Genomic DNA, 21,508 nt, shown 5'->3' with positions numbered 1-21,508 from the left:
TGCTATTAATATGGTTATAAATGAAATGCCTGCCATTTAGCTGGGCGCTTGTACCTGAATCTGGCTTGATGTTATTACATTTTTTTGCACTATTTTTATTATAACATTTCAGGTCAGTTTATTACCCAGTGGGCAAGTTTGCTATATTAGCCTTTGACAGCCAATCTTGCAGCAAGAATTGTTGAATTATTGACTAGAATAGGGAAAACATTAGCACAATTGGTAAAGTCATGGGCCATGTGAAGCCAATTAATACTGCGCTCAGTAGTCGCATATAAAAATTTGGGTCTTTGGTAAGCAATAGGGTGATTAACATAGAACATACGCCCCCAATCCCATAAACAAGAAGTATGTATTCAAAAGTGGACATATTAATTTATTAATTTGTTAACGGATGGATGCGAATTCTACACTATTTGGCGTCTTAACTGTTATTTTCTTTGTGGTTAAAAACAGATTAGTTGAGAAATTGAATCTCTACTTGAGCATTTTATTTCTAATATTGCTAATATAACTATAGGTTCGATTTTCTTCAGGAATAATTATGAAATATCAGCAGCTTGAAAATCTTGAATGTGGCTGGAAGTGGGAGTATCTGGTTAATAAATCCCGATCTGGCGAGGCGATTAGTCGTTATCTTGAAAGAAGTGCAGAAAAAGAAGCGATAGCGTTACTGCTGAAAATGGAAAGTCGCCCAATTGATGTGCTTAAATGGATTAAAGAGCACATGAATCCTCAGCTTGATAATCGAATGAAGCAAAGTATACGTGCAAGACGTAAACGTCATTTCAATGCGGAACATCCACATACTAGGAAAAAATCTATTGATTTAGATTTTTCTGTTTGGCAGCGTTTATCTAATTTAGCTGTAAAACGTAATAAAACGTTATCTGAGACTATTATTCAGTTAATTGAAGATGCAGAACATAAAGATAAATATGAAAATCAAATGAGCGCATTAAAGCATGATTTACAGGCTATTTTGGGCAGTTCTCAAAGTCATAAAGATTCAAAGTCATAAAGATTCAAAGTAATAAGGTTTAAGCAATAAAGGGTCGCAGTTAATATTGATATTTTTAGGGTAAGTCTCAATTTGAGCATAATGAACAATTAAAAATAAGCCGAGACCAAAATAAGTATAAAAAAAACCCCATAAAATGGGGTTTTTTAGTATTCAGTTCAAAATTCTAACTAGGGCTAATAATTAAGCGCCTGGTTGAGTTACAACTTCAGTTGTACCTTGAATTTCGATTTCAACGCGACGGTCTGGTGCCAAGCACTCGATTAGAGCAGCACGGCCTTTAACGTTGTCACATTTGTTACCAGTTACTGGATCTTCTTTACCACGGCCTTCAGCAGCGATTGCTGTTGTAGGAACGCCTTTAGATACCAAGTAGTCAACTACTGACTGAGCACGTTTCTGAGAAAGTGGCAGGTTGTAGTTTTGTGAACCGATACGGTCTGTGAAACCAACTACCAGTACGCGACCTTGAGTAGGATCGATGCTGCTTAGTTCAGTATACAGTTCGTTCAGCGCTTGCTGACCTTCTGGTTTCAAAGTTGCTTTGTTGAAGTTAAACAGAACGTCTGAACGCAGTGTGAAACGTTTGTTTTCAACAACTGGAGCTGCTGGCTCAACAACTGGAGCTGGTGCAATTACTGGAGCTGCTTCTTGACCGAAACGGTAAGCAACACCAACACTCAGCATGCCATTGTCTGGACGAACACCGATATTGTCTTTATCACCTAGGCTACTAACCCATTGGTAATCTAAACGAGTAGCCCACTCTGGAGTGATTGCATACTCAAGACCTAATGCGTATACAGGTGCAACGCCAGTGTCAGTTTCTTTGAAACGTTGGCCATCTTGTTTAGCTTTAGCTTCTGTACGGTATACCATACCACCAAGACGAGTATAAACGTCTAAGTCATCCATGATTGGATAGCTCAGTTTGGTAGTTAGTGAAACACCCATAGATTTCAGGTCGCCGCTGTTGTCAGCGCCTTTATATTTCATTTTACCAAACCAGTCGTAACCGAGTTCAAAACCCATGTACTGGTTGTATTGGTAACCTGCATAAGCACCTGCACCGATAGTGTCACGGTCAGTAGAGTTACCTACATTATTCCATGCTTGGTTATCAGCTTTAGATGGGTTTAGGCTAGTGCTTTCATAGTGTGACCAACCTAATTTAGCACCAGTATACCAAGTGTTATCTTTTGGAGCTGCTTGTGCAACAGTTGTAAATGCTGCTACTGCCACTGCTATTGCGATAGCTGTCTTTTTCATTTTTTACGCCTCGTTATCATCCAATATTGGCTGGCTTCAATGAGCCTTATTATTTGCCATTGGTTCTATTTACTTGCTAGGTTCGCTGACATTATCTACAAAAAATTACGAAAAGTAAAAAATAATGCCTTACGCATAACAAGCTAAAGTCTACAACGAACGGAGAAAGATACAAGTAGAGTGAGCAATAAAGGTTAAAAAAAATATTATTTTATTGTATAAATCAGAGGGATATATATATTTAGCATCTTGTTTACTTTTTAGCTATCTAGTTGATCTTCAATGTTTTTCATTTCACTTTAGGGCTAATTATTACAAGAGGTTAAATTTAGTAAGAAAATTCTTAATATTGCTTAATGATAATAGTCTGAATGAATTTTTAGATGATTTTGCTGTCCAGAATTGATGCTAGCCATATTATATGTCATTTGTGGACGCATAATAAAGCCAATTGAGCGACCTTCTTGAGCAGCATATTGTAAACGGATGAAATCATGTTCACTTATTTCAGGAAGCCATCCTAATACGACACTATAATTACCACTTCTGAGTGCTTTTTCCATTGCATCAATCGTCGTGATAGATTCCATATGACTTAATTGCATAACTTTATGCGTTGGAATTCCAGCTTGCTCTAACCAGTGTTTACTTAATTTTTTATTTGGGCTTAACCAAAGCAGCCAACGCGACTGTATACCAAACTGCCGTAGCATAGGTAAAAGAATATAATCCATGATTGGGTGTTTTTCATCGTAGACAAGTTCACTCACTATACCTTGTTGCATTGAGTCACTTAAGTGACTTTCTGATGACAGAGTTTGTGTGTAATCATTGAGAGAATGTTCTGTTGTGTTATTCCAAGAATAGATGCTCATAATTCACCTCGTTACGATACTGTATGAACGTACAGTAACTGTATATTCATCCAATATCAAGCCTATTTTTTCAAAGCGCTTCGCAACTTTGTGGTTTTTAAATGCATTAAGCTTGGCATTTATTGTAGAAACTCTCAGAATCAGTTGTGTGTAATTATTTGTAAAAAAAGGACTTCTAAAGTTTCTACTCGTAGGAATTGAAGTGTAATAAGCCTTAAAAGGAGTGAGGGCATATGTCATTACAGGAAGAAAAAATTTACAATTTGTATCGATTATTAGGTCAATTTGGGGAATTGAAAAGAAAAAATCATTTTGGTGGGCATTGCCTACTTGTTGATAATGCAATTATTGGGGTGATTTTAGAAGAGCATTTTTATTTAAGAGGATGTTTATTGGCAGGAAGTCATTTTGAGGCCTCGGGACTTAACCGCTTAGTTTATAGTAAAAAAGGGATCCCATTAGCACTTCGATATTACCAATTACCTGAACAAATATGGTGTGATGAAGGATTATGTCTTTATTACATTGAATTGGCGTATCGTTCTGCGATGGAGGAGTTGCAACAAAAACAAACAGTATCAATTCGCATTAAAGATTTACCCAATATGAATATGTCGGTTGAAAGGGCTCTGGGTAAAATTGGTATCTATCATGTGGAGGAATTGCGTATGATGGGTGCTAAAGCTTGTTTTCTTAAATTAAAACAACATGGACGACATAATCCGAGTATTAAATTTTTAATTGGACTCGCCGCTGCAATTGAAGGTTGCCATAGTGCCGTACTGCCAACAAATATTAAGCAGGAATTGATTAACTGGTATAACGATGTTAATTAATTACGTTATTGATTAAATATCATTGTAACAATATGAATAACAGAGCGGGCATTAAACGCCACTATAGGATTTTAATGCCCGCTCATCAGTACGTTTATGATACGTTAATTTGTTTTATCATGAGCTTAATTTCAGGAATAAGTTCGAGTAACAATTTAGTTTGCTCTAATATCAATTGTGTTTTTTCATCGTCACTGGTGGACGTGTTATCAATTCGTTGTAATAAGCTTTGACGTAATTGATCGGATTTTTCATCAATTGTTTCATCCTGTTGAGTTACTTGAATAGCAGACTCTACGTAGCAAACTGCATCGTTTAATAAGGTAAGATTTTCGTTATTTGGCATTTTTTCGCGATGTGCACCGAGTGCTGAAATATAGCTTAATAAAGTATGATTTAAGCAAAGTAACCGAAAAGCTTGTTCTTGCGTAATTTGATAGGATTTTGGGTCAGTCGCCATATTAGAAACAATAGAGGCAAATTCTGCATCATTCTTATGAGCATCACGACGAGCAATGCGGTATTCAAGGCTATTATCTTTACCTTGATAATACTGTTGTAAGATTGCATCTAAGTAGCGGCAGTTGCTCTCCATTGTCTTTTGTATAACTTGTGGAAGTTGGCGAAACTTCCAGTCTGGCCAAATAAAGCTAACGGCAAGTAATGCAATGAAACAGCCGATGACAGTATCAATGATTCTTGGTAATGCCACATCAAACCCTTCACCTAATAAATTAAAACAAAATAGAACTAATAGTGTGATAAATAAGGTGGCTTGTGCATATTGGCTGCTACGGAACATAAAGAACAGTAATCCCGATACGACGATTAACGTAAGTTGCCCCTCAATAGATGGAATGATATTGAGAAGTGGCAAGCCAATCAAAATACCGATAATGGTTCCGATGATCCTTAACGCTAAGCGTCGTTTAGTGGCGCTATAGTTGGGCTGGCAGACAAATAAACTGGTCAGCAAAATCCAGTATCCACGTTCCATATCAAACAATTGAATGATGGCATAGCCGGTACATAACAGTATTGACATCCTGACGGCATGGCGAAAAAGTGAAGATTTAGGCGTTAGATTATGTTTTACCCGCGCAATAATATCGCCAATACCAGAAAGGGATTCGTCAGAAAGTTGTTCAATTTGTTTATCATTTTGTAACCATGAGCTTTGTTCTAAACCTAATCCTTTAAGTTGTATATCAATGCCCTTTAAATTATTAAGCAGATTATGCAACGCTTTAATTTCATGTAGATTAGGCGACTGTACTTTTAATAATTGCAATGAATTTTCGAGGTAAGCAAAAGTCCGTTCAAAGCGAGGATTATGTTGGTACTGTTTACGCCATAAGACGGATTGAGCTACCTGTTGGCAGGCTCTTGCTTGCATGGTGAGTAAACGTTGGAAGCGAAATAAGATATCGTAATGGCGCAATGTACGACTTAATTGCTGATATTGGACATGTGAGGAGCTTGCTCGTTCATGAATATCTTGTGCAACAAAGTAATAATGGAGGCTATTTCGTGTGCCTTTTTGGCCTCTATCGCCTTTTAACCTACTGAGTAGGACAATTTTGGCCTGATTCATTGTGCTAACAAGGGTGCCATTAACCAGTGCTAAATCATAGACGGATTGTTGGTAGTCATCTTCGAGATCAGGATCGAATAAGTTGGCTTTAGCATCTAAATAGGCAGATAGTTGCTGATAACATTGAGTAATGGCATCTTGCAATGGTCTAACAGGGAATAGAAGATGCCCTATCAAAGTTAAAATATTGTACCAAATAGCACCAGTCAGCAATAAGGCGGGTTGTTGATACCAAGTATCAAAAATGGGCACACCTAGCATGGTATAAATGGCGATAAGTAAGGCACCAAAGGCGATAGTTGCGTAGCGTTGCCCTAATGCGCCAAGTAGAATAAAAGCGCAGGTAGAAAAAGCGAGACCGAAAAAGAAAAAGATGGGGTAGGGGAATAACAGTTCAATTGAGACTGATGCAATAAAAAAGCAAAATAAAGTGATGATGAGATTTTTTATTCTGCCCGTTAGCCTATCATCTAAGTCAGTTAATGCGGCGGCTACAACACCCAATGTAAGGGGGATCGTGACTTTAGGATCCTGACCTAATAACCATGGAACTAATGTTGTTCCTGTCAGCGCTATTAAGATTCGGATATAATAGAGTATATGGCTGTTATAAAGCACACGGCGAAAATTGGTCAGCAGCGTTAACACAAAATACCTCAAAGGTAAGACAATCCCTAATTTATATAGGATAGCTTGTTTCTCGATAATAAAAAACCGTTTGAAATCAAGCTGCCATTATTTTCATTATTGATTAATTCAGGTGCAAGACGTATGGAACTGAAATCGACGCAGATTGGACAGCGCCTGGCTCAGCATCCCTATAATCGGGTTCGCTTACTTAATGCAGGCATAGAAGTCAGTGGTGAAAATCACCAATACATGATCCCTTTTAATGAACTCATTGATATTCGGTGTAAAAGAGGGATTGTATGGGGCGAATTAGAATTTGAAATCATTGGTGAGCAAGTGGTGCGCTTGCATGGCACAGAATGGAAGCAAACTCAGCATTTTTATCATTATCTAAATGAAAAATGGCAGCAATGGAGCGCTGAAATGAGTATGGTGAGTGCGGAGGTGTTAACTTCACTGGCAGAACGTATATTGCAGCAAACAACTCAGGATGCTTGGCTGAGTTTACGCAATTTAGCGGCAATTAGAGAGTCAATTACACAACAATTCTCGTCGCTCCCACTACCTTTAGCACGTATTTCATCATTTCAAAATTGTTTTTCTCAATATCAACTATGTCAGAAATGGCTTAATCAGAGTCAACGCTGCCGTACTCAAATTAATGAAAAATGGTGTGAGTCTGTTCTTTCTCGCTATGCCGATTTTTTTCAAAATGTGGAATCTTCTGCGTTAAATTATTCTCAATCACTGTCAGTTATTAACGGTGAAGACAATGTATTAGTTCTTGCGGGGGCAGGTAGTGGCAAAACTTCTGTTTTGGTGGCAAGAGCGGGATGGTTATTACAACGTGAGCTGGCGAAACCAGAACAAATACTATTACTTGCTTTTGGTCGTAAAGCGGCAGATGAGATGAATGAGCGCATCCAGTTACGCCTTCAACAAGAAAATATTGTAGCAAAAACATTTCATGCCTTAGCGTTGCAGATTATCCGAGAAGGTAGTAATAAATCTCCGGTGATTAGTGAATTAGAAACTGACACTCAAAAACGTCAGGCGTTACTATTAGAAGAATGGCGTGAGCAGTGTTCAAGTAAAAAAGCGCAAGCCAAAGGTTGGCGTGAATGGCTATCAGACGAATTACAATGGCAAATTCCTGAAGGTGAATTTTGGCATGATGAAAAAATTAGTCATAAAGTCAGTGCTCGTTTAGAACGTTGGCTGAACCTTATGCGAATGCATGGGGGGAGCCAAAAGGACATGATAGAAAATACAGATGAAGAAATAAGAGACCTTTTTCAAAAACGTATTCGATTGATGGCACCTTTATTAAAGGTCTGGAAAAGTGCCTTGAAAGAGGAAGGTGCAGTCGATTTTTCAGGTTTAATACATCAGGCGATAAACTTATTGGAAAAAGGACGTTTTATTAGCCCTTGGAAACATATTTTAGTCGATGAATTTCAAGATATTTCGCCTTTAAGAGCTAAATTGCTTCAAGCACTACGTCAACAAAATAAGCAAACGGCATTATTTGCTGTGGGCGATGATTGGCAGGCTATTTATCGTTTTAGTGGGGCTGAGTTAAATTTAACGACCTCATTTCAGCATTATTTTGGTGAAGGTGATAGCTGCGCTTTAGATACCACGTATCGATTTAATGAACGTATTGGTGATATCGCGAATCAGTTTATTTTACAAAATCCTGCACAATTAGATAAACCCCTTAATAGTCTCACAAAAGGTAATAAAAGGTCGGTAGTTTTATTACATGAAGATGCGTTAGAGCGTTTATTAGATAAAATGAGCGGTTATGTTCTTGATGATGAAACGATATTAATTCTTGCTCGTTATCATTATTTAAAGCCAGAGATTTTAAACAAAGCACAGACGCGTTGGCCAAAGCTGAATATTAAATTTATGACTATTCATGCATCAAAAGGACAGCAAGCGGACCATGTGATTATTTGTGGTTTAAACCAAGGCAAGGATGGGTTTCCTGCTCCTGCGAGGGAATCGATTATTGAACAGGCTCTATTACCAAAACCTGAAGAGTTTGAGCACGCGGAAGAACGGCGGTTGCTATATGTGGCATTAACTCGTGCTAAGCAGCAAGTTTGGTTATTATATAATCCAGAAAATCCTTCTGATTTTGTTGAAGATCTTCGCGAGTTAGGCGTACCTAGACAGAAAAAACCATGATGCATTTTGATTTTTAGTCGTGTGCCGGAGGTTATCCGGCACGGGTATGGCGTAAAATTAAGTTGTTCGTTTATTTAAATAGCTTTGATAATCGGGGATCACGATATCAATTGTGCTATCAAAATAAGGTGATGTGATAAGGAAATCTGCTGTTGCTGCATTAGTGGCAACGGGAATATTCCATACCGTTGCTAAACGTAGAAGTGCCTTTACATCAGGATCATGTGGGACTGCGTTTAGAGGGTCCCAAAAGAAAATTAGCAAATCAATTCTTTGTTCTGCAATCATTGCGCCAATTTGTTGGTCTCCTCCCATCGGGCCACTAAGCATACCAGTGACTTGTAAACCTGTATGCTGGCTAATGAGAGTCCCTGTTGTACCTGTCGCAAATAATTTATGTAGTTGAAGTCGTTCACTATTTTTTTTGGACCAAGCGAGTAAGGAAGGTTTACAATGGTCATGGGCAACCAGTGCGATATTTTTTGATTCGGCTAATTTACGGGTCGTTGATTCCATGATATTCCCTTAAATAAAAGGCATGATTTCGCCTTTAAAAACGAATGAGCATTTAGATACAAGATATATCATAATGTAGGTGAATAGTTTACTGATTTTGGGAGATATTTTGATGAGAGATCAAGAAATTGCTGAAATTTTAAAGCATGTAAATATAATTGCCTTAGTGGGTGCTAGTGACCGCGAAGATAGACCAAGTTATGAGGTGATGGAATACCTATTGCATCAAGGCTATACCGTTATACCTGTTAGTCCTAAATTAGCAGGCCAATATTTATTAGGCCAGTTAGTATATGCTCAGTTAAGTGACATCCCTCAACAAATTGATATGGTTGATGTATTTCGTAACGCAGATGCGGCCGTTGGTGTAGCAAAAGAAGCCGTCGACGTGAATGCAAAAGTATTGTGGCTGCAAAAAGGGATTATTAGCGAAGAGGCTAAGCAAATTGCATTACAAGCAGGAATGCAGTTTGTAATGGATAAATGTCCAAAACAAGAAATTCCTGCATTAGGTCTTGAGAAATAATACTTTTTGAACATATGATGAAGTAAAGCAGTTCGATTAACTGCTTTACTATTTATCATTGACGAGTAATTTTAGATACCAACCCACAGGTTAGTTAGTTGCGTAAGCGCGGTGCTAATAATTGCGATCTTATTGATTCTGCTAGTTCATCCATCGACGGTTGTTCCGGATGGTCGCCAAAAGCTTCATAGGTAATTTGAGCTTCCGCTAAATAGGTATGAACAGCATCTCCGTTGTCATCTTCCATAACAACATGATACCAAGGTAGATCGCGCAACGTAGTGTTAGATGCGATATCATCATCATGTGGTTGTTCGAGCGAATATTCAGGGTCCACATCAACAACGACCCCAAGATAACCAAGAAGTTTGTGTCTTACTTGTTGCCCGATTCCATATTTACTGGTGATCATCATAGCGACCTCCTATAAGCCTTGCTTGTACTTTAAATCTATATATGGGCAGTGTTTCGCGTTTTCAAGCTAATATATGGACAATTATCAATAACGCAATACACTGTCTTTATACGTTACGATGAAAAGCAGTGCCTCAGAAATTAGATTATCTGCTCAATCCAGAAAAGACAACTGCTAAAAGAAGGTATCGCTATATTATGCTCTAATACAGGAGACTATTATGACAGTATCAGGTCGCTATTTTTATATTTATGGTCGTGTTCAAGAGGTGGGTTTTCGTTATCAAACCTATCATTGGGCGAATCAAAATGGCATAAAAGGTTTTGTTTGTAATAGGGACGATGGAAGTGTCAAGTTAGCTATCTATGGAAATGAGCAGGATATAGACTTTGTGGATGAGTGGTTAAACGCCGGGGGCCCGCCCGGTGCAAAAATAGACCATTTTTTTAGTGAAGATTGGCAAACAGAAGCAATAGCGGATTTTACTGTCCGCTATTAACGTTTATTAGATGCACTTAACTGGCTTAGGAAGACCTGCAAGTTTTGTGGCTTGTTTTGCCGGTCCTTTTGGAAATAGTCGATATAAATAGCGGCTATTTCCTTTTTCTTCACCAAATTTTTGTGAAACGGCTTTTACTAACATCCGAATCGCTGGAGAGGTATTAAACTCTAAATAAAAAGCGCGAACGAAGCGAATAATCTCTAAGTGTTCATTAGTGAGCTCGATATTTTCTTGCTCAGCCAGAAGCGGGATTAATTCTTCGCTCCATTGTTGGCTATCAAGTAGATAGCCTTGTGCATCTGTTTCAATTTCTTGATTGTTAAAAACCAACATACTTATTTCAATCCAAACAAAAGTAGAGCATAAATTTAGCAAAAATTGACTCATAACCCAAGGCGCAAGTGATAAATGTTGATAATTTCACCCATCAGTATGCTAAGTGTTTATTTTTAAGGCGAATGATTTAATTAGGGGTTTACATTGAATGCGAGGATGTTTATAGTGCTCGTCATTGCGGAGGGGTGGCCGAGCGGCTGAAGGCAGCGGTCTTGAAAACCGCCGATGGGAAACCATCCGAGAGTTCGAATCTCTCCTCCTCCGCCATCTTCACTTCTAGTATCAATTCTGAACGTTGTTCAATTCTAAGTAAATCTAAACTCAAAAAAATCAAAACCTAATCAATTTAGATAGTGTTAAGTTAAGGCTAGGCATGTGTTGATTTTATTGCCTATTATCTAGCTTTACTATCTTGCTTATAACAGCTGTAGTGACATTATTGGCATATTCCATTGTGCTGAGGTAGATAATATTATTTTTATCAAACCCTGTTTCATTAAATTGGTACTTTAGACCAGGGACACAAACGAGAAGATCTGCATTTTGGGAAATCAGTTTTTCTATATCTGACTCTGTGTCATCACAGTAAGCTTTCCAATCCAAATTTTTTACATCTATCTCTTTTTGTAACGCTGATAAATAGTTATCAACTGTATTACCTGAGAGATATCTGGCTACAATACTCGAGCCGTTTACCCATGGATACGTTACTCTTCCAAGAGTAGGACTTGGGTTATGAATTAGAAATATTTTTTTTCCCATTAAAGATCCTTAATGATTTTAGTTGTATATGTTAAAACGTAAAAATTTTTTTATTATCAATCAGATAGTGCTGTATTATGGTTTTAATTAAGATTAATTATTTTAATTATATCTCTTATAGTTTTTTAATCCCCAAAATATCGAAAAATAATGGGGGGTTAAAATAAAATGCTAATCTATCTTAATTTTTTGCCATCTATTTTTGTTTGAATAAATTTCTGATTTTTAGAAGAAAATTACTCGTATTTGTAATAAGCTAATACGATGATTATTAAAATAAATCACAGTATATGAGTTGTTTTGAGGTATGAAATTAAATGGGTAATCAATATTTATTGCCAATTATACAATTAACTATTTTTTTTATATCTTTTGAATCTTTGGCATTTCAAAAGCAAGAGTATAATCCTGTTGTCTTTAATATGGCACAACTATATGATTTTAATCCAGTTAAAGGGAATGTTAAAGAAGTTAAAGCTGTTGTTTATAATGAAGATAATTCGATTAACTATGAGTCATTATTAACCATTGGGCGTGATGGCTGTGTAGAGAGCTTTACCTTAAATCAAAAACAAGATGAGTATCTTAGTCGATTGAATAATCATCTTGTTGTTAAAAGAGTCAAGAATAAACTAGTTGGTACCGATACCTCTGGTCCTATCGAAATGACTATAGGTAATAACTGTATGATATTATCCAGAAAAGATATTAATGGTGAGTTGATTTATCAATATAATAAAGATGGGATTATCATTGGTTCAGTGCTTGCTGATACCAAGGAAAAGTTTAGCGAAAATAATTACAACGAGTTTAAACTGCCAACAACGATAAAATATTATAAAGATAATAAAGTCATTTCTGAAACCATAATGACTTATGGGAAAGATATGCAAAAACCATTTGATTTCTTTATGGAAATATTGGTTCTAGGGCAGGTTATTCTGCAAGTGGATTCTAAATGTAGCTATGATAATCAGAATATTGCGTATAAATGTAATTTTGTTTTAACCTTGAACTCAGAAGATAAGAACATCAAATTGTTAAAAAATAGCACCACAGAAGCATTGTTTTATTAATAACATTGTTTCATTAATAATAAATACCGTTTTGAATTGATCATTGTTTATCTTAATGCATTGTAAAATAATATTTTTTGTTGAGTTGGTAATCGAATTTGTACGGTTTTGGTTACAAGATTATAGCCAAAACCATACTGATAAAGGTTTAAAATCATTTTTTATTTGAGGCGTGTCTAATGCGATTAGAAATGCCTAATGGGACACACTTGGAGTATGGATAACGCTTTCTTCCGGAGTCCCAATGAATAGTGGTTGGGAATCTGATTGCAAAGCAAGACAAGCTTGCTGCAAACTATTATCACAAGCTAATTGAAAATAATAGCGTATAGCATGTGGCGATGCATTTTTGATTTCACCTTTTAGCATTAACCAGCCAAGGTTATATTGTGCATAAGGATTACCTTGCTCCGCTGAAAGCATAAACCATTTTTGTGCTTGTTCTATTGAAATGGGGACATCATCACCTTGATAATAGATTAACCCAAGATTAAGTTGGGCATCGCTATCACCTAATTCAGCTGCTCGAATAAAGTAATTAAGTGCTTTTTCTTTATCTATTTTACCTGCCTTACCTTGCCAATAAAACCAACCTAAATTATTAAGTGCGTAAGCATTGTCTTGATCTGCCGAGGCTTGATACCATTTTAATGCTTCATTAAGTTCAGGTTGCCCGCTTGCTCCATTTTCATATAACCAACCAAGCATATTTTGTGCTGATGCATGGCCTTGTTCGGCTGCCATTTTAAACCATTTTATGGCAGATAGTTGCGAAGCTTGGTTGCTGTCACTTTCCTCCATATATAACCAACCTAACTGATGTTGGGCATCGGGCTCACCTTGTTCAGCAGCAAGACTGAGCCAGTGTAATGCTTGACTACGCGATTTTTCAACACCTTGGCCTTTCTCATAAATTAAGCCTAATTGGTACTGTGCAGGTAAACTTCCTCGCATTGCAGCTTTTTTGAACCAATAAATGGCTTTTTGCCATGATTGATTAACACCTAATCCTGATTCATATAATGCGGCTAAATAAAGTTGGGCTTCCATATTGTCTTGCTCTGCCGCTTTCTGAAAATATTCGGCCGCTTGTACATAATTAGGCGGATTTGCATTGTAATAGGATAATCCTGCGTCAAACTCTGTGGTGGCATTAATTGAGTTTGAAACTGTATTGGTTGTATGTGGTTTATTGTCATCTGAATTGTCGCCACAACTCGTGGTCATCAATATACTGACTATCGTTATGACTAATAGGGAAATTCTCATTATTGTTTCCTAATATTAAAGAGCAGGTGCTGGTTTTATATCTGCAATACGTAATGTGTACATAATTGATGCTCCTGGTGGTACTTTGGGTGGGTAGCCCTCATCGCCATAGGCTAATTCAGGCGGAACGATAAAGGTGATTTCGCCATGATTTTGCAAATGACTAATGGCAGATTGGAAAAGGGGAGGATAGTTATCTAATGGCAGTGTGAGCGATTTATCTTGTAAATCCATATCATTGACGATAGTTCCATCTAATAGTGATTCTTTAACGACAATACTGACCATATCGGTAGCTTGAATTTTTCCCTGCCCGGTATAGTTCACTTTGTAGGAATAGCCTAATGGATCTGACTCCACACCTTTTTGTTTCGACCAATTCGCCATAAATGCTTTTGTAATTGGTGCTTGTTGATCTTTTTTGGCATTACGATTTTTTGTTATAGCAGAATCAGCTGCAATTAATGCTGTATGCAATTCGGTGGGTGAAAGTAATGTACGGCCTTCAATTGCATCGGTGATACCGGCTAAATAGGCTTTTTTGTCCATATCTTGTCCAAAAGATTGATTCTCTTTGTGGATAGTCATTGCATCTTGTCCTATAGCGATACCTGCCGCATAAGCTTGTTTTAGGGCTTCATCACTTTTTAGTTGCTCAAGAGGCACTAACTGCTGCGTGGCTACAGCTTGTTCCAATGCTAATTTTTGTGCCTTCTCAGCATTTTCAATTCGTTGACTTAATAATTTGATATTGTTATTCAAATTAAGATTTTCATTTTTTGATTTATTTAATGATTCTTCTATTTGTGATTTTAAAGATTCTTGTTCTTTTAATTTTAATTGTACGCTTTGCTTGTTTAATAAAACTAATAAGTTGTCATTAACTCGATTTATTTTAGCTTGTAGAATTTCTTTTTCTTGTTGTTGGAAACGAGCCTTATACATTTTTTCATTGATAGTGAGTGCTTGAATTTGTTTATTTAGCATTTTCAATTTTACTTGTGGCAGTTGAATTCCACTTTGTTCTTCATTGTAAGGCTGATTTTTTTCTATTCCTTGCTTTAGTTTTTTTTGTTCATATTCATTAGCAAATTCTAATAATCCTGGAAGTTGATTCTCATTAGTAAATGATAATGATGGGAAGAGTAGTGTTGAAAATAATATTGAAGTATAAATTGAAGCTCTAATATTAGGGTGATTAATTTTAGTCATAATGGAATCTCGAAAATTCGTTAGTGTTATTCATTTAATGATGTATTTTATTGAACAGTAGTTTAATGACGATAATGTTAGTAGTTAAAATATAACTGTATCAGGATATAAACTAAAAAATAAATATTCAATAAAAATAAAAATCTCATCTTATTTTATTCAAAATAATAACGGGGATTACAATAATATTAGAGTTATTACAAAATATTATATCTAAATATGAAGTAATGATTTATTTGAAATTAATTATAACATAATGATTTTATTATGATTAATTGATTTTGAGTATGCATTGTTGTTATGAATTTAATACGTACTATTACTTAATGTATTAAAAAGTATTAATTTAAGTATAAAATATCAACTTAGAGGTCATTTTATGATGTTATTGGGTTTTAATTCTAGTCATTTTATGATGTTATTGGGTTTTAATTCTAGTCATATTTGTATGTTCATAATGGGAGTCTTGAGGCTCCTGAATTAAAGTGATTTAATTTCATTAATTACTCGTGTTAAGGGTATTTTATTTTGATTAATAACTGCTTGATAGCTATTGCCTTGCTTGATTTTAATTAGAAGCTAACGTAAATTTCTTCCCAACAGAGCAATGCATAAAACATTTTCTTGCAGGCAGCCTTTAATGAAGAAGTTGGTTGTATCTGAAGTAAGGAGCCTAATATGATAGTAGAACAAGAAGTATCGAAAAGTATTTTTATGATAGCCGTAGGGAAAGAGATTTTCCGCTTAAGGAAGAAGCGCGGATTAAGTGGTAAACAATTATCTGAAAGATTAAATATATCTCAACAACAAGTGTCTAGATATGAAAGAGGTGTCTGTAATATAAATGTAGATACACTCTTTGTTATATTACATGAGTTGGATTGTAGTTTGAGTGGTTTTTTTAGTTCAGTCTACCTTAATGTTAATAATGTAGAGAAAGAGATTGGTACTCATTATATTAATTTATTCTTACCTCCAGTTCCGTATTATCATGGTGAGAATGCTTTTTCAGTAAAGATGAGTAAGTTAGTCGGTTGATTTTCTATTAATAGCTATTAATTTGTTTTAATTTTTTAACTGAGAATAAAGAAAATACTTTCTTTTCTCAGAAGGTATTCTATTTATTTTTATTTATTAAAAATAAATATTCATTAATTATTTAACCAAGTGGATTAATTAAAATCCACCCTATTTTAACGTTCATCGTAAGGCGTAACCAATATGAAAAAGATTATTTTAGCAACTTTGATTTCTGGCGCAATGAGTGCATCTGCTTTAGCTGCTGACGCAGGTACAGGTACAGTCACTTTTAACGGTTCAATCATTGAAGCTCCATGTTCAATCGCTCCAGGTGAAGAGAACCAAACTGTTGAATTAGGTCAAGTTTCTAACGTGACTTTAGAAAAAGGTGGCGAGTCTTCAGCTCAACCTTTCTCTATCCAATTAGAAGGCTGCAACCTAGAAAATAATAACCAAGTGACTATTACTTTTGCTGGTACTGAAGCAACTGATGGTCAAGCAGCAAAAACTGGCTTACTGCAAATCACAGGTGATGCATCTGGCGCAGCAGTGAAAATCATGAACTCTTCTAGTGCTCAAATCGAAGTGAATACTGGAAGTACTCAGAACTACGTTCAAGGTGACAATGCACTGAAATTCCAAGCGGCACTTAAAGGTCTAGCTGGAGCAACAGTTGTTCCAGGTAACTTCTCTGCAGTCACTAACTTTACCTTAGCATACAACTAATTTTTAAATATTAGCGTATGTGTGTCATGAAGTGCTTCGGCACTTCATGACTGATTCAGTAATGGAGGTGACTGTGAAGCGAAGTGGACAATTAAAGCTAGCATTATTATCAATCAGTGCATTGTGGCTAATGCCTGCACAAGCTGCTCCTGGCGAAATTTGGGGCAAAGTGAGTATGCAAGGAAGCATCGTTGATACCGCTTGTGCTATCGATACTGGTTCTTATGAGCAATCTATTGATATGGGTATTTTGCCAATTGGTTTGTTACGCCAAGTTGGACATGGACCAGTTCAACCTTTTTCGATCGCCTTAATTGGTTGCAAACTCACCCCACATGATGGCGACAATTGGCAAACCTTTTCGGTGACTTTTGATGGCCCAGCAAATGGCGAATGGTTCACCGTTTCTGGCGCGGCAAAAGGCGTCGCATTGTCATTACAAGATGCATCAGGACAAACAGTACAACCTGGATTGGCCACATCAAAACAAGATATCAAACCCGGAGACCATGTTCTTAATTATGGGTTAAGACTCGTTTCAGATGAAACCCCACTACGTCCAGGGGAATACCAAACAGCAATTCGTTTCAAGCTGGATTATTACTAATAAAAATGCTGATTTTTTCCTGATACTGACCTTTAGGGATGTTACTTATGTCTTTGTTTAATGCTTACTCACCAAAACCACGTTTACTCAGTGTGGTCATTGCGCTCACCTTTCATGGTGTAGCACTGCCTGTTTTTGCGGCAGAAGCAATTCAATTTAATACCGATGTATTAGATTTAGAAGACAAAAGTAACATTGATTTAAATCAGTTTGCGCGTGCAGGTCACATTATGCCGGGTACTTATTCATTAACGCTGAAAGTTAATGATGAGCAGCTACCTGAAATTAAGGTTCCTTTTTATGCTCCAGAAAATGATCCAGAAGGGAGCGCAGCTTGTTTATCGCCTGAATACATGAACCAGTTAGCGCTGACTTCATCCTCACTGAAAGATTTAACTTGGTGGCATGACGGGCAGTGTTTAAATCCTGAAAGCTTACCGGGGATGCAGATCCGTGGTGATTTAGCGACTTCATCTTTGTACGTCAGTATTCCACAAGCTTATATGGAATATACCGCACCTAACTGGGATCCACCGTCGCGTTGGGATGATGGTGTTCCAGCAATTCTGGCTGACTATAACATTAACGGAAATGTGAATAATTCATACCGTAAAGGTGGGAATGATAGCTACCAAGCGAATGGTAACGGTGTTGTAGGTGTGAATGCCGGAGCATGGCGCTTACGTGCTGATTGGCAAGGGCGTTTAAGTCACATGAATGGCATCAACGCGTCAACACAAAAAGATTTCCAGTGGAACCGTTTTTATGCTTACCGTGCGGTGCCAACATTGCGTGCCAAGTTAACGCTGGGTGAAGATTACCTCGAATCAAATATGTTCGACAGTTTCCGCTTCACGGGAGCAAGCTTGCGTTCGGATAATAATATGATGCCGCCAAGTTTACGAGGTTATGCGCCTGAAGTAACAGGTATTGCTAAAACGAATGCAACGGTAACTGTTAGCCAGCAAGGGCGCGTTCTGTATGAAACCCAAGTTGCTCCGGGGCCATTTAGAATTCAAGACTTAAGTGATGCGATTAGCGGCAAGTTAGATGTGGTTGTTAAAGAAGAAGATGGTTCGGTTCAAGAGTTCCAAGTAGACACGGCTAACCTGCCTTATCTAACTCGCCCGGGTCAAATCCAATATAAATTGGCATTAGGTCAACCTACTGATTATGAACGCCATAGCCAAGGGGATAACTTCTTAACTGGCGAATTTTCTTGGGGTATTAATAACGGTTGGTCACTGTTTGGCGGAAGCTTAAATAGCCAAGACTATAACGCGCTTTCTATGGGTATCGGTCGTGACTTGCTCGCCTTTGGTGCTATTTCATTCGATGCAACGCAATCTTTTGCACGTTTGCCAGGTGAAAACAGAGTCAGTGGTGGTTCATACCGCGTTAACTACTCAAAACGCTTTGAACAGTACGATAGCCAAGTACTGTTCGCCGGTTATCGCTTCTCTGAACGTGACTTTATGTCCATGTCAGATTACTTGAATGCGAAACAAACTGGGCAGCGTTATGGGGGTAGTAAAGAGCTATACACCATTTCACTGAATAAAAATTTCCGTGATGCCGGCATGTCATTGTATGTGAATTATAACCACCAAACTTATTGGGATCGCCCAAATAATGACTACTACAGTGTGATGCTGTCGAAGTACATGGATATTGGTTCGCTTAAAAACGTCAGCGTCAATTTATCGGCGAATCGCAGTGTATATAACGGTGTGAACGATGATAGTGCTTATTTATCGCTGTCATTCCCATGGGGTAATAGCGGAAGCATCGGTTATTCATTGAATGCAAGTCGCAATGATACCACTAACCGTGCCACTTATTATGACCGTATTGATGACCGTACAACATACCAAGTTAGTGCGGGAAGCAGTCGCTACGGTGCATCTTCCAGTGCCTTTATTAACCATCAAGCGGATATTGCTCGTGTCAGTGCGAACGCAAGTTATCAACATGGTCAATACAGTGCCTTTGGTTTATCGGCTTCGGGCGGTTTCACCATGACTGGTGAGGGCGGTGGATTCCATCGTGTTAATAGCATGGGCGGTACACGTATGGTTGTTGATACAGATGGCGTTGCAGGTGTACCAATCAAAGGCTTTGGTGCGCCAGTTGAGTCAAATATGTTTGGTAAAGCGGTTGTCGGTGATGTGAACAGCTATTACCGCAGTAAGGCGCAAATTGATTTGAATGCCTTGCCAGATAACGTCGATGCACAGCAGTCAGTGGTACAAGCCACCATGACAGAAGGTGCCGTAGGTTTCCGTCGTTTTGAAGTGGTTTCGGGGCAAAAAGCCATGACTGTATTGAGCTTAACGGATGGGACTCATCCACCATTTGGTGCTCAGGTGAAGAATATGAAAGATCAAAATACCGGGATCGTCGGTGATGCAGGTAATGCCTACATCAGTGGTATTAATCCGGGGGATGCAATGACCGTGACATGGGGTGAAAACAAGGCTTGTAAGGTGATGTTCCCGACACAGTTAGGCTCTCTTGAACAAGCGTTATTACTACCGTGTATTCCTGTGATAAGTGTGAGCTCGCAGGCACAACAAATTACTCAACGTTAAGCAATATTAACAAATTATTTTGAATATAAAGAGGTTGCTCGGATGCAGTACCGAGCAACCACAATAGGTTATTAAATAGGTCACTAAATAGGTTACGACAGCATGAAAAAGATAACTCAACGCAGTATTGTTGCAGGGCTAACTAGCCTAATTCTGTACTCTTATGCTGCACAAGCTGCAGTTTCTATGGACCGTACACGTGTCGTTTTTGAGGGTGGACAAAAATCCATCTCGCTTAATATTTCAAATAATAACAAGCAATTGCCTTATTTAGCACAGGGTTGGATGGAAAACGCGGAAGGTGAAAAAATTAATTCACCCTTAGTTGTGTTGCCACCTGTTCAACGTTTAGAGCCGGGCAAATCAAGCCAAGTCAAAATTGAGGCATTACCAGCTGCCAACATGTTACCGAACGACCGTGAAAGCCTGTTCTACTTTAATTTGCGTGAAATTCCACCAAAAAGTGACAAGCCAAATACATTGCAAATTGCATTGCAAACGCGAGTGAAATTGTTTTATCGCCCAAAAGCCATTATTCCTGAAAAGAATACGGCTCCAGCACAAGATAAATTAACGCTGGAAAAGCAGGGTGAAACCGTGATGTTAAAAAACCCGACGCCATACTATGTCACCATTATTAATGCAGGTGCGACAGCAAAAGCGGATGCCAAAGAATTTAACCCAATCATGGTTGCGCCGTTTGCGAGTGAAAACTTGGGAGTGAGTGCGAGCAAGTTGGGTAATTCGCCAGTAATCACTTATATCAATGATTATGGCGGTCGCCCAGAGCTGAATTTCCGTTGTCAGGCATCGAGCTGTCAGGTTGTTCCTGAAACCAAATAATACATTATCTTAGGCCTGTCGGCATGAATGGAAAGGAGAGAACCATGACTCAACAAAAACTGACCCAGCAGCTACGCAATAGCTTTTTAGTTTGTTTGCTTGCGGGTATGAGTAGCGCATCGGCATTTGCACAAGATGACAATCGTGCTTTGTACCGTCCTAGTGATAACTGGAATGTTGATGGCCAACACGGTGTGTTGAATGTATCGGGTTCATTAACTGAAAGTCCATGCCGATTGGCAATGACCTCTAGTTACCAATCGGTGCTATTGGGTAATACAGAAACAGCAGAGTTAAGCCGCACAGGCGGACAGGGACGTCCAATTCCGTTTCAAATTGAATTGTTGGATTGTTTAGAAGCATCCACATCATTAGAGAATATTAGAACAGGACAAACCGCTTGGAGCTCGACACAGCCTGCGGTAAAAGTGCGCTTTTTAGCGCCAACAGTACCTTTCATGCCTAATTACGCAAAGGTTAATGGTGCCGCAGGAATTGGTTTGGCATTGAGTAATAGTAAAGGTCAGCCACTACCACTCGGGGAAGATAGTAACCCAGTATTGTTAGCATCAGGACAAGATAAACTGACCTATTATGTGACTCCGGTAAGAACTTCTGGCCCATTGGAGCCGGGTGCTTATTCTGCACTCATCGCTTTTGAAATGATTTACGAGTAATAAGGGGCA

The 21,508-nt window shown here is 37.9% G+C and carries 22 protein-coding genes and 1 tRNA gene; 13 read left to right on the top strand and 10 right to left on the bottom strand.

Features of this window, described 5'->3' with window-relative positions; all coding sequences use genetic code 11:
- Positions 1 to 193: 193 nt before the first annotated feature.
- Positions 194 to 370, bottom strand: coding sequence for a GhoT/OrtT family toxin (locus DD649_RS12270; RefSeq protein ID WP_294107296.1), 177 nt, complete (start codon positions 368 to 370; stop codon positions 194 to 196).
- 174 nt (positions 371 to 544) lie between these two features.
- On the opposite strand from DD649_RS12270, the gene matP reads away from it, so the two are divergent.
- Positions 545 to 1,021, top strand: coding sequence for a macrodomain Ter protein MatP (matP, locus tag DD649_RS12265; RefSeq protein WP_294107295.1), 477 nt, complete (start codon positions 545 to 547; stop codon positions 1,019 to 1,021).
- Between the two features lie 183 nt (positions 1,022 to 1,204).
- On the opposite strand, the gene ompA is transcribed toward matP, so the two are convergent.
- Together ompA and sulA are read right to left on the bottom strand one after the other, a co-directional pair.
- Positions 1,205 to 2,290 (bottom strand): porin OmpA, encoded by a 1,086-nt coding sequence (gene ompA / locus DD649_RS12260; RefSeq protein WP_294107294.1) that lies wholly within the window; start codon positions 2,288 to 2,290, stop codon positions 1,205 to 1,207.
- 353 nt (positions 2,291 to 2,643) lie between these two features.
- On the bottom strand, positions 2,644 to 3,165 hold the full coding sequence (sulA, locus tag DD649_RS12255; protein WP_294107293.1) for an SOS-induced cell division inhibitor SulA: 522 nt from the start codon (positions 3,163 to 3,165) through the stop codon (positions 2,644 to 2,646).
- Between the two features lie 233 nt (positions 3,166 to 3,398).
- On the opposite strand from sulA, the gene DD649_RS12250 reads away from it, so the two are divergent.
- Positions 3,399 to 4,001, top strand: a complete 603-nt coding sequence (locus tag DD649_RS12250; protein WP_294107292.1) for a TfoX/Sxy family DNA transformation protein — start codon at positions 3,399 to 3,401, stop codon at positions 3,999 to 4,001.
- Positions 4,002 to 4,095: 94 nt separating this feature from the next.
- Here the strand turns inward: DD649_RS12250 and yccS are convergent, their stop codons facing one another.
- Positions 4,096 to 6,243 (bottom strand): YccS family putative transporter, encoded by a 2,148-nt coding sequence (yccS, locus tag DD649_RS12245; protein WP_294107291.1) that lies wholly within the window; start codon positions 6,241 to 6,243, stop codon positions 4,096 to 4,098.
- A 123-nt stretch (positions 6,244 to 6,366) separates the two neighbouring features.
- Here yccS and helD point away from each other — a divergent pair, with 123 nt between their 5' ends.
- Positions 6,367 to 8,421, top strand: coding sequence for a DNA helicase IV (gene helD, locus DD649_RS12240; RefSeq protein ID WP_336430807.1), 2,055 nt, complete (start codon positions 6,367 to 6,369; stop codon positions 8,419 to 8,421).
- 57 nt (positions 8,422 to 8,478) lie between these two features.
- Here helD and DD649_RS12235 read toward each other — a convergent pair whose 3' ends face one another.
- Positions 8,479 to 8,937 (bottom strand): methylglyoxal synthase, encoded by a 459-nt coding sequence (locus DD649_RS12235; protein WP_294107290.1) that lies wholly within the window; start codon positions 8,935 to 8,937, stop codon positions 8,479 to 8,481.
- A 112-nt stretch (positions 8,938 to 9,049) separates the two neighbouring features.
- Between DD649_RS12235 and DD649_RS12230 the strand changes: the two genes are divergently transcribed.
- On the top strand, positions 9,050 to 9,463 hold the full coding sequence (locus DD649_RS12230) for a CoA-binding protein (RefSeq protein WP_294107289.1): 414 nt from the start codon (positions 9,050 to 9,052) through the stop codon (positions 9,461 to 9,463).
- 94 nt (positions 9,464 to 9,557) lie between these two features.
- Here the strand turns inward: DD649_RS12230 and hspQ are convergent, their stop codons facing one another.
- Entirely contained in the window at positions 9,558 to 9,878 is a 321-nt protein-coding gene (hspQ, locus tag DD649_RS12225) for a heat shock protein HspQ (RefSeq protein WP_294107288.1), read from the bottom strand.
- Between the two features lie 220 nt (positions 9,879 to 10,098).
- Here hspQ and DD649_RS12220 point away from each other — a divergent pair, with 220 nt between their 5' ends.
- The gene (locus DD649_RS12220) at positions 10,099 to 10,377 is read left to right on the top strand and encodes an acylphosphatase (RefSeq protein WP_294107287.1); all 279 of its coding nucleotides are present in this window, start codon (positions 10,099 to 10,101) and stop codon (positions 10,375 to 10,377) included.
- Positions 10,378 to 10,383: 6 nt separating this feature from the next.
- On the opposite strand, the gene tusE is transcribed toward DD649_RS12220, so the two are convergent.
- Entirely contained in the window at positions 10,384 to 10,713 is a 330-nt protein-coding gene (gene tusE / locus DD649_RS12215; protein ID WP_294107286.1) for a sulfurtransferase TusE, read from the bottom strand.
- Between the two features lie 182 nt (positions 10,714 to 10,895).
- Here tusE and DD649_RS12210 point away from each other — a divergent pair.
- Positions 10,896 to 10,983, top strand: a tRNA-Ser gene (locus tag DD649_RS12210).
- A gap of 117 nt (positions 10,984 to 11,100) precedes the next feature.
- Here the strand turns inward: DD649_RS12210 and DD649_RS12205 are convergent.
- Positions 11,101 to 11,478, bottom strand: coding sequence for a nitrogen fixation protein NifS (locus DD649_RS12205; RefSeq protein WP_294107285.1), 378 nt, complete (start codon positions 11,476 to 11,478; stop codon positions 11,101 to 11,103).
- A gap of 317 nt (positions 11,479 to 11,795) precedes the next feature.
- Between DD649_RS12205 and DD649_RS12200 the strand changes: the two genes are divergently transcribed.
- Positions 11,796 to 12,554 (top strand): YnfC family lipoprotein, encoded by a 759-nt coding sequence (locus DD649_RS12200; protein WP_294107284.1) that lies wholly within the window; start codon positions 11,796 to 11,798, stop codon positions 12,552 to 12,554.
- A gap of 195 nt (positions 12,555 to 12,749) precedes the next feature.
- Here DD649_RS12200 and DD649_RS12195 read toward each other — a convergent pair whose 3' ends face one another.
- Positions 12,750 to 13,823 (bottom strand): SEL1-like repeat protein, encoded by a 1,074-nt coding sequence (locus DD649_RS12195; RefSeq protein ID WP_294107283.1) that lies wholly within the window; start codon positions 13,821 to 13,823, stop codon positions 12,750 to 12,752.
- Between the two features lie 15 nt (positions 13,824 to 13,838).
- Positions 13,839 to 15,035, bottom strand: coding sequence for an FKBP-type peptidyl-prolyl cis-trans isomerase N-terminal domain-containing protein (locus DD649_RS12190; protein ID WP_294107282.1), 1,197 nt, complete (start codon positions 15,033 to 15,035; stop codon positions 13,839 to 13,841).
- Positions 15,036 to 15,713: 678 nt separating this feature from the next.
- On the opposite strand from DD649_RS12190, the gene DD649_RS12185 reads away from it, so the two are divergent.
- From DD649_RS12185 to DD649_RS12160, 6 genes are all read left to right on the top strand, one after another.
- On the top strand, positions 15,714 to 16,073 hold the full coding sequence (locus tag DD649_RS12185) for a helix-turn-helix domain-containing protein (RefSeq protein WP_336430806.1): 360 nt from the start codon (positions 15,714 to 15,716) through the stop codon (positions 16,071 to 16,073).
- 183 nt (positions 16,074 to 16,256) lie between these two features.
- Positions 16,257 to 16,781 carry a fimbrial protein gene (locus tag DD649_RS12180; protein WP_294107280.1) on the top strand — a complete coding sequence of 175 codons (525 nt, stop codon included), beginning with the start codon at positions 16,257 to 16,259 and terminating at the stop codon, positions 16,779 to 16,781.
- A 46-nt stretch (positions 16,782 to 16,827) separates the two neighbouring features.
- Positions 16,828 to 17,388 (top strand): fimbrial protein, encoded by a 561-nt coding sequence (locus tag DD649_RS12175; protein ID WP_294107279.1) that lies wholly within the window; start codon positions 16,828 to 16,830, stop codon positions 17,386 to 17,388.
- A gap of 38 nt (positions 17,389 to 17,426) precedes the next feature.
- Positions 17,427 to 19,979 (top strand): outer membrane usher protein, encoded by a 2,553-nt coding sequence (locus DD649_RS12170; RefSeq protein ID WP_294107278.1) that lies wholly within the window; start codon positions 17,427 to 17,429, stop codon positions 19,977 to 19,979.
- 102 nt (positions 19,980 to 20,081) lie between these two features.
- Complete coding sequence (locus DD649_RS12165; RefSeq protein ID WP_294107277.1) at positions 20,082 to 20,822, top strand: fimbria/pilus periplasmic chaperone; 741 nt, start codon at positions 20,082 to 20,084, stop codon at positions 20,820 to 20,822.
- Positions 20,823 to 20,866: 44 nt separating this feature from the next.
- Positions 20,867 to 21,499, top strand: coding sequence for a fimbrial protein (locus tag DD649_RS12160; RefSeq protein WP_294107276.1), 633 nt, complete (start codon positions 20,867 to 20,869; stop codon positions 21,497 to 21,499).
- Positions 21,500 to 21,508: the final 9 nt, after the last annotated feature.

Origin of the sequence: Providencia sp. (assembly GCF_003533305.1) — a bacterium.
Taxonomy (GTDB): domain Bacteria; phylum Pseudomonadota; class Gammaproteobacteria; order Enterobacterales; family Enterobacteriaceae; genus Providencia.
The sequence above is the reverse complement of the archived record's forward strand: the minus strand, read 5'-3'. Positions and strand labels throughout refer to the sequence as shown.